Origin of the sequence: Pseudomonas sp. PB120, assembly GCF_009761815.1 — a bacterium.
Classification (GTDB): domain Bacteria; phylum Pseudomonadota; class Gammaproteobacteria; order Pseudomonadales; family Pseudomonadaceae; genus Aquipseudomonas.
Map to the genome: position 1 here is coordinate 1 of NZ_RWIN01000146.1, position 8,795 is coordinate 8,795.

Sequence of the window (8,795 nt, forward strand, 5' to 3'; positions counted from 1 at the left end):
TCGCGAGCAGGCTCGCTCCCACATTGGAATGCGTTTCCATGTGGGAGCGAGCCTGCTCGCGATAGCTGCAGTCTGGACGACGCAACTTCTGGATCAGTCTTCCAGCAGCTCCTCAGCCTGACCCAGGATGTTTTCCAGGGTGAAGCCGAACTCTTCGAACAAGGCTGGCGCAGGCGCCGACTCGCCGTAGGTGGTCATGCCGATCACGCGGCCTTCCAGGCCCACGTATTTGTACCAGTAGTCCGCGTGAGCGGCTTCGATGGCGATACGGGCGCTGACCTGCAATGGCAGAACGGCTTGCTTGTAGCCGGCGTCCTGAGCGTCGAACACGCTGGTGCAAGGCATCGACACCACGCGCACTTTGCGACCTTGCTCGGTCAGCTTGTCGTACGCCTGAACCGCCAGGCCCACTTCCGAACCGGTGGAGATCAGGATCAGCTCAGGCTCGCCTGCGCAATCCTTCAACACGTAACCGCCACGGGCGATGTCGGCGATCTGGCCAGCATCACGGGTTTGGTGCTGCAGGTTCTGACGCGAGAAGATCAGGGCCGAAGGACCGTCCTTGCGCTCCAGGGCGTGCTTCCAGCTCACTGCCGATTCAACGGCATCGGCTGGACGCCAGGTGTCGAGGTTTGGCGTGCAGCGCAGGCTGGCCAGTTGCTCGATTGGCTGGTGAGTCGGGCCGTCTTCGCCCAGACCGATGGAGTCGTGGGTGTAGACGTGGATCACACGCTGCTTCATCAGGGCCGACATGCGCACGGCATTGCGGGCGTATTCCATGAACATCAGGAAGGTCGCGCCGTAAGGCACCAGGCCGCCGTGCAGGGCAACGCCGTTCATGATGGCGGTCATGCCGAACTCGCGCACGCCGTAGTACATGTAGTTGCCGCTGGCATCTTCAGCGCTGACACCTTTGCAACCTTTCCACAGGGTCAGGTTGGAACCGGCCAGGTCAGCCGAACCGCCGAGGAACTCAGGCAGCAACGGGCCGAACGCGTTCAGGGTGTTCTGGCTGGCTTTACGGCTGGCGATGGTTTCGCCCTTGGCCGCCACTTCAGCGATGTAGGCATTGGCCTTCTCGGCGAAGTCGGCCGGCAGCTCGCCACTCAGGCGACGGATCAGCTCATTGGCTTCGGCAGGGAAAGCGGCGGAATAGGCAGCGAAACGCTGATCCCACTCGGCTTCAACGGCGCGACCGGCTTCCTTGGCATCCCACTCGGCGTAGATGTCGGCCGGGATTTCGAAAGGACCGTAGTTCCAGTTCAGCGCCTTGCGGGTCAGGGCGATTTCTGCGTCACCCAGCGGGGCGCCGTGGCAGTCTTCTTTACCTTGCTTGTTCGGCGAACCGAAGCCGATGGTGGTCTTGCAGCAGATCAGGGTTGGCTGCGCGCTCTTGCGAGCGGTTTCGATGGCAGTCTTGATCTCTTCCGGGTCGTGACCGTCAACGTTGCGGATCACTTGCCAGTTGTAGGCTTCGAAACGCTTCGGCGTGTCATCGGTGAACCAGCCTTCGACTTCGCCGTCGATGGAGATGCCGTTGTCATCGTAGAAGGCGATCAGCTTGCCCAGGCCCAGGGTACCGGCCAGGGAAGCGACTTCGTGGGAAATGCCTTCCATCATGCAGCCATCACCCAGGAATACGTAGGTGTGGTGGTCGACGATGTTATGGCCTGCACGGTTGAACTGCGCCGCCAGGACTTTTTCAGCCAGGGCGAAACCCACGGCGTTGGCCAGGCCCTGGCCCAGTGGACCGGTGGTGGTTTCAACGCCTGGGGTGTAACCGAGTTCCGGGTGACCCGGAGTGCGGCTGTGCAGTTGGCGGAACTGTTTCAGGTCATCGATCGACAGGTCATAGCCGGTCAGGTGCAGCAGCGAGTAGATCAGCATCGAACCGTGACCGTTGGACAGCACGAAGCGGTCACGGTCGGCGAACGATGGATTGCTCGGGTTGTGCTTCAGGTAGTCACGCCAAAGTACTTCGGCGATATCCGCCATACCCATAGGGGCACCGGGATGGCCGCTGTTGGCTTTTTGCACGGCATCCATGCTGAGGGCACGAATGGCGTTGGCACGCTCACGACGGCTGGGCATCGCTGTTCTCCTGCGGATATTGAATCGAGAGTGAATAAAACGAAACGGAAAAAAGGCGAGCATTTTCCCTCACCGGGCCGCCTCGGGGCAATGACAGATAGTCATCTGAACGCGTTTTTCCGGTGGATAACTTCGCATTCGCCTGATGAAACCTTTCCGCTGACGGTTTGTAGAGTGGCCCTTTCCACGAGAAGTGCCATCTATCGAGCAATATCAAAACTTTTTGATATTGCTCTTGCGATGATTTCTGACCATCACTAGACTGCTGGCCTTATGAATTTACCTGCGCCTTCCATTCAACATGACGATTGCGATGAGCTGGCAGCCTTGTGCAAGGCTGGCGGTGATCCGTTGCGACTGAATGTATTGCGCGCGCTGTCGAACGATTCGTTTGGCGTGCTGGAACTGGCGCAGATCTTCGGCATCGGCCAGTCGGGCATGAGTCACCACCTCAAGGTATTGGCGCAGGCCGACCTGGTGGCGACACGCCGTGAAGGCAACGCGATTTTCTACCGTCGCGCCCTGCCCCACATCGAACAGCTGGGCGGCAAGTTGCACACGGCCTTGCTGGAAGAAGCGGACAACCTGACCCTGCCTGCCGATGTGCAGTCGCGGATCGGTCAGGTGCACGGGCAACGAGCCGCCGCCAGCCAGGACTTTTTCTCACGGGTGGCGGAGAAGTTTCGCGCCCAGCAAGACTTGATCGCCGGCTTGCCGCAATACCGCGAAAGCGTGGTGACGCTGCTCGACAAGCTGAACTTCAGTGAAGGCGCGACGGCCATCGAAGTCGGCCCCGGGGATGGTGCATTTTTGCCGGAGCTGGCGCGGCGCTTCACCCAGGTGACGGCGCTGGACAACAGCCCGGCGATGCTCGATCTGGCGCGCGAGGTCTGCGAACGTGAAACGCTGGCTAACGTCAGCCTGCAATTGGCCGATGCATTGAATGGCGTAAGCCTCAAGGCCGATTGCGTTGTACTGAACATGGTGCTGCATCATTTCGCCGCGCCGGCCGAAGCGCTCAAGCACATGGCGGATTTGCTGCAACCGGGCGGCAGCCTGCTCGTGACAGAGTTATGTAGCCACAACCAGAGTTGGGCCAGGGAGGCCTGCGGTGATCTCTGGTTGGGGTTTGAACAGGACGATCTGGCCCGTTGGGCCACCGCTGCGGGACTCGTTCCCGGGGAAAGCCTCTATGTAGGTTTACGTAATGGTTTCCAGATTCAGGTCCGCCACTTTCAGCGGCCAACTGGCGACACTCACCATCGGTAAATTCAGGAAACAATCGAGATGAGCGAATACTCCCTCTTCACCTCCGAGTCCGTGTCCGAAGGGCATCCGGACAAAATCGCCGACCAGATTTCCGATGCGGTGCTGGACGCCATCATTGCCGAAGACAAGTTCGCCCGTGTGGCGTGCGAGACTCTGGTGAAAACCGGCGTGGCAATTATCGCGGGTGAAGTCACCACGTCCGCCTGGGTCGACCTGGAAGAGATCGTGCGTAACGTCATTCTGGACATCGGCTATAACAGCTCCGATGTCGGCTTCGACGGCGCCACTTGCGGTGTGATGAACATCATCGGCAAGCAGTCCCCTGACATCAACCAGGGCGTTGACCGTGCCAAGCCTGAAGATCAGGGCGCCGGCGACCAGGGCCTGATGTTCGGCTACGCCAGCAACGAAACCGACGTGCTGATGCCAGCACCGATCACCTTCTCGCACCAGCTGGTGCAGCGTCAGGCTGAAGCCCGTAAATCCGGCCTGCTGCCTTGGCTGCGCCCGGACGCCAAGTCGCAAGTGACTTGCCGTTACGAAGGCGGCAAGGTTGTCGGTATCGACGCTGTTGTACTGTCGACCCAGCACAACCCTGAAGTCTCCTACAACGACCTGCGCGAAGGCGTGATGGAGCTGATCGTCAAGCACGTACTGCCTGCCGAACTGCTGACCAAGGACACCCAGTTCCACATCAACCCGACTGGCCAGTTCATCATCGGTGGCCCGGTAGGTGACTGCGGTCTGACCGGTCGCAAGATCATCGTCGACAGCTACGGCGGCATGGCCCGTCACGGCGGCGGCGCGTTCTCCGGCAAGGATCCATCGAAGGTTGACCGTTCGGCCGCTTACGCGGGTCGTTACGTTGCCAAGAACATCGTGGCTGCCGGCCTGGCCGAGCGTTGCGAGATTCAGGTTTCCTACGCGATTGGTGTTGCTCAGCCTACGTCGATCTCGTTGAACACCTTCGGCACCGGCAAAATCAGCGACGACAAAATCGTCAAACTGGTCCGTGAAGTGTTCGACCTGCGTCCATACGCAATCACCACCATGCTCGACCTGCTGCACCCGATGTACCAGGAAACCGCTGCGTACGGCCACTTCGGTCGCACCCCGGCCACCAAGACCGTGGGCGAAGACACCTTCACCACGTTCACCTGGGAAAAAACCGACCGCGCCGACGACCTTCGTCTGGCTGCCGGCCTGTAAGACTTCCCCGGCGGTACCCAAAGCCCTGCACGGTTCGCCGCGCGGGGCTTTTTATTGCCTTGCGTTCGAGCGAACAAGGAACATTGTGGGAGCGAGCCCGCTCGCAATGAGGCCAGTTCAGTCACCACCAGAAATACCAGGCAAAACACCCACCCGCCCCACCAAAAAATAGTGACTAGCCTTCAAGCATTCCCCTGAGCAAGGACGCTCACCATGCTTCTACGCCTGTACTTTTTTATCTCTCTGGCATTGATCTGCCTGACCTCACACGCAGCCGACTGCCCCGATTGGTCCCCCACCCGAGCTCAGGACGAAATCACCGCCCTGCAAAAACAAATCGACTTATGGGACGACAACTATCACCGCAGTGGTCGCTCACTGGTCGCCGACGACCTCTACGATCAGTCCCGCGCTCAATTGATCCAATGGCGCGAATGCTTCGGCTTGGGACTGTCACCCGAACCCTTGCGCACCGCTGGCGGCAAGATTGCCCATCCTGTCGCCCACACCGGCCTGGAAAAACTGCGTGATGGTCGAGCCGTTGAAACCTGGCTGCGTGACCGCGAGGACACCTGGGTACAGCCCAAGGTCGACGGGGTAGCCGTGACGCTGATCTATCGCCAAGGCGTGCTGCACCAGGCAATCAGTCGCGGTGACGGCGTAAGCGGACAGGACTGGACGCCCTCCGCGCGACTGATTCCGGCCATTCCCCGACAACTGAAAGAACCTCTGGATGTACTGGTTCAAGGCGAACTCTATTGGCGACTGACTGGCCATGTGCAAACCAGCGCCGGCAGTCTCAATGCTCGCGCCACGGTAGCCGGGCTGATGGCCCGCAAGGCACTCGACCCGGAACAAGCGGCCGGTATCGGATTGTTTGTCTGGGACTGGCCACAAGGCCCGGCCGAATTACCCGATCGCCTGACGGCTTTGGATAAACTCGGTTTACCAGGCTCGGTACCGTACAGCCAAGCGATCAAGACCCTGGCCGATGCCGAACGGTGGCGCGATCATTGGTATCGCACGCCCCTGCCCTTTGCCAGCGACGGTGTTGTCCTGCGACAGAGCCGACGCCCACCGGCAGAACGCTGGCAGGCAAAAACGCCTTACTGGGCTGCTGCCTGGAAATACCCCTTCGCTCAGGCACTCGCCCAGGTACGCAACGTCGACTTCAAGATCGGGCGCACGGGGCGGATCACACCGGTGCTGGAGTTGAAACCAGTGACGCTCGATGACCGACTGATCCAGCGCGTCAGTGTCAGCTCCCTGCAACGCTGGGAGCAATTGGACATCCGCCCCGGTGATCAGGTATCCATCAGCCTGGCGGGGCTGACCATTCCACGGCTCGACGACGTCATTCTGCGCACCACCGAACGACCCGAGCTGAACGTGCCGGTGGCGGCTGATTTTCATCCCTTGAGTTGCTGGCAACCGACGCCGGGGTGCGAAAGCCAATTTCTCGCCCGCCTGACCTGGCTCAGCGGCAAGCAGGGGCTGGCGTTGCCTTATGTCGGTGCCGGAACGTGGGAGAAACTTTTAGAAACAGGCCATCTAAAAGGCCTGCTGGATTGGCTGACCCTCGATGCCCAAGAGCTTGCTACCATTAACGGCTTCGGCGAGCGCAACAGCGCCCGCCTTTTAAACAGTTTCGACAGTGCCCGGCAACGCCCTTTCGCTCGCTGGCTCAAAGCCTTGGGATTGCCACCGACGGGCCAGGCAAAACTTGCCGATTCATGGCAGGAATTGGCGCAACGCAGCACCGAACAATGGCAGGCTGAAGCCGGTATCGGCCCCGGACGCGCAGCGCAATTGAGCGCGTTTTTCCGCGACCCGCAGGTGCTGGCCTTGAGTGAATCATTACGTGTTGCGGGGATTGACGGCTTTGACAGCCGATGATGCCCGCCCAGCCGGGAACCCAATGATGGCGGCGAGCTCCAACAGCTCATTGCCATCAGACTGATTGCCTTTTCACCATGGAGCTTTTATGAAATTTCTTTCACCGCTCGCCCTGTTGGCCCTTTGCAGTGTGATGGCTACCCCATTGATGGCCGGCGAAGAGGCTCCGGGACTGACCGGGTGCGCCGCCAAAAAGCAGGGCATCATCAACCAGATCGAACTGGCCAAAGCCCATGGTAATGCCGATCAGCAGGCAGGCCTGGAGACGGCCCTGAACGAAGTCACCGCTCACTGCACCGAAGCGTCCTTGAAGAAAGAACGGGAAAACAAGGTGCTGGACGCCAAGCACGAAGTCAGCAAACGTCAGGCAGATCTCGACAAGGCCATGAAAAAAGGCGACCCGGAGAAGATCAACAAGCGCAAGGACAAGCTCGCCGAGTCCCGCAAGGAATTGCAGGACGCGCTCGACGAGCTGGATAAGTAAGTAAAAGCCAGAGGCTGTCTCGAGTCTGAGGCAGCCAATTAATGATCCCGAAACTGCTTATGACAGGCACTGCAGGCATCTTCGACCTTCTGCACCGCAGGCCCCAGATTGCTGGCCTTGTAAGGTTGAACCTTGCTGGCGATCACCAACTCACCGGTAGCGGCCTCAAGGTTACGAGCCATTTCCTGAAAGCGTGCCTGCTGCTGCCACACATTGTCTTTGGCGCTGGTGTGATCTTCTTCACGCACCTGCGGGAAATGCTTCCAGGGCTCATGGGACAAGGCGTCGAGTTTCTCGGCACCTTCCGCGAATTTCGGTCCGTCAAACGCAATGCGGCCACGCAGCATGCCACCCAGGTCTTCACCGGTCTTGAGCATCTGCTTGAAAATGGCCTTGCGCTGACCCAGCGGCGAATTGGGGTCGACACCGCCGCACGCGGACAATGTCAGGCAGGCCAGCAATACAACGGAAAGTCTTTTAAGAGTCATGGTGGTTTCAGGTCACGGGAACGGCGGCCAGTATCCCCGCGTCATCGGCAAAGACCAATAGCCCTATTATCATTACGGGTTGTTTGAGCGCATGGAGCACTCACTCGACCGACAAAGGAATAACTCCATGAACAGCCGTCTCAAGGCATGGCGTCACTGCCTGGCCTGGACGCTTCCGATGGTGGCCGTGCTTGCTGGCTGCACCGGTGGCGACAACAACAAACCAAAGACTCACGCACTGGCCACCTACTCGAGCGCTACCTGGGAAGCGCTTCCGTCGGTGTCCGACAATGACCTGGTCGCCGGCTTCGGTTCGTGGCGCAGCGCTTGCACCCGACTGAAGGCCGATCCGGTCTGGGGCTCGACCTGTGCCTCTGCGGCCAATGTGCCGCAAACCGCCAGCGAGATTCGTGGTTTCCTCAAACAGAACCTCGACGTCTATGGCTTGCGTGCCGCCAACGACAATCCCAACGGCCTGATCACCGGTTACTACGAGCCGGTCTACCCCGGGAGCCTGACTCAAACCGCAGTAGCGAACATCCCGGTGTACGGCGTCCCCGAGGACATGATCATTGTCTCGCTGGACAGCATTTACCCCGAACTCAAGGGCAAACGCCTGCGCGGACGGCTTGAAGGTCGCGTACTCAAACCTTATGACGATGCGGCGACCATCGAAACCAAAGGCGTAAAGGCACCGGTCGTTGCCTGGCTGACTGACCCGATGAACCTTCAATTCCTGCAGATCCAGGGCTCGGGGCGCATCCAGCTCGACGATGGCCGTCAGTTGCGCATTGCCTATGCCGATCAGAACGGACACCCGTATCGACCGATTGGTCGCTGGCTGGTGGACCAGGGCGAGCTGAAAAAAGAAGACGTGACCATGGGCGCGATTAGCAATTGGGCTAAGGCCAATCCGACGCGCATCCCGGAACTGCTCGGCAGCAACCCGAGCTACGTGTTTTTCACCCGTAACCCTGACAGCAACGAAGGCCCTCGCGGCTCGTTGAACGTGCCTTTGACTGCGGGTTACAGCGCTGCGGTGGATCGCAAAGTGATTCCGCTGGGCAGCCTGCTGTGGTTATCCACAACCCGGCCGGACGGCACTGCACTGGTACGCCCGGTGGCCGCCCAGGACACGGGCGGCGCGATTGCCGGCGAAGTGCGTGCGGACCTGTTCTGGGGTACCGGCGAGGCGGCCGGGCAACTGGCTGGCGACATGAAACAGCAGGGGCAAATCTGGATGTTGTGGCCCAAAGGCGCGGCATTGCCGCAAGTGCCTCAGGTGGCTGATGCGGTGAAGGCGACCCCCTGAATTTTACGTCGGCTGATATATAGCCATCGCCAGCAGGCTGGCTCCC

The 8,795-nt window shown here is 60.0% G+C and carries 7 protein-coding genes; 5 read left to right on the forward strand and 2 right to left on the reverse strand.

Features of this window, described 5'->3' with window-relative positions; all coding sequences use genetic code 11:
- Positions 1–93: 93 nt before the first annotated feature.
- A complete protein-coding gene (tkt, locus tag EJA72_RS26965; protein WP_157714918.1) occupies positions 94–2,091 on the reverse strand; it encodes a transketolase in 1,998 nt (665 codons plus the stop codon).
- A 273-nt stretch (positions 2,092–2,364) separates the two neighbouring features.
- On the opposite strand from tkt, the gene EJA72_RS26970 reads away from it, so the two are divergent.
- The 4 genes from EJA72_RS26970 to EJA72_RS26985 all read left to right on the forward strand — a co-directional run bounded on the left by EJA72_RS26970 (position 2,365) and on the right by EJA72_RS26985 (position 6,949).
- Entirely contained in the window at positions 2,365–3,360 is a 996-nt protein-coding gene (locus EJA72_RS26970) for a metalloregulator ArsR/SmtB family transcription factor (protein WP_157714919.1), read from the forward strand.
- A gap of 18 nt (positions 3,361–3,378) precedes the next feature.
- The gene (metK, locus tag EJA72_RS26975; RefSeq protein ID WP_157714920.1) at positions 3,379–4,569 is read left to right on the forward strand and encodes a methionine adenosyltransferase; all 1,191 of its coding nucleotides are present in this window, start codon (positions 3,379–3,381) and stop codon (positions 4,567–4,569) included.
- Positions 4,570–4,782: 213 nt separating this feature from the next.
- Positions 4,783–6,465 carry an NAD-dependent DNA ligase LigB gene (gene ligB, locus EJA72_RS26980; RefSeq protein WP_157714921.1) on the forward strand — a complete coding sequence of 561 codons (1,683 nt, stop codon included), beginning with the start codon at positions 4,783–4,785 and terminating at the stop codon, positions 6,463–6,465.
- 88 nt (positions 6,466–6,553) lie between these two features.
- Positions 6,554–6,949 (forward strand): DUF1090 domain-containing protein, encoded by a 396-nt coding sequence (locus EJA72_RS26985; RefSeq protein ID WP_157714922.1) that lies wholly within the window; start codon positions 6,554–6,556, stop codon positions 6,947–6,949.
- A 38-nt stretch (positions 6,950–6,987) separates the two neighbouring features.
- Here the strand turns inward: EJA72_RS26985 and EJA72_RS26990 are convergent, their stop codons facing one another.
- Positions 6,988–7,437 carry a cytochrome c gene (locus EJA72_RS26990; protein ID WP_157714923.1) on the reverse strand — a complete coding sequence of 150 codons (450 nt, stop codon included), beginning with the start codon at positions 7,435–7,437 and terminating at the stop codon, positions 6,988–6,990.
- Positions 7,438–7,564: 127 nt separating this feature from the next.
- Between EJA72_RS26990 and EJA72_RS26995 the strand changes: the two genes are divergently transcribed.
- Positions 7,565–8,749 carry a murein transglycosylase A gene (locus tag EJA72_RS26995; RefSeq protein WP_157714924.1) on the forward strand — a complete coding sequence of 395 codons (1,185 nt, stop codon included), beginning with the start codon at positions 7,565–7,567 and terminating at the stop codon, positions 8,747–8,749.
- Positions 8,750–8,795: the final 46 nt, after the last annotated feature.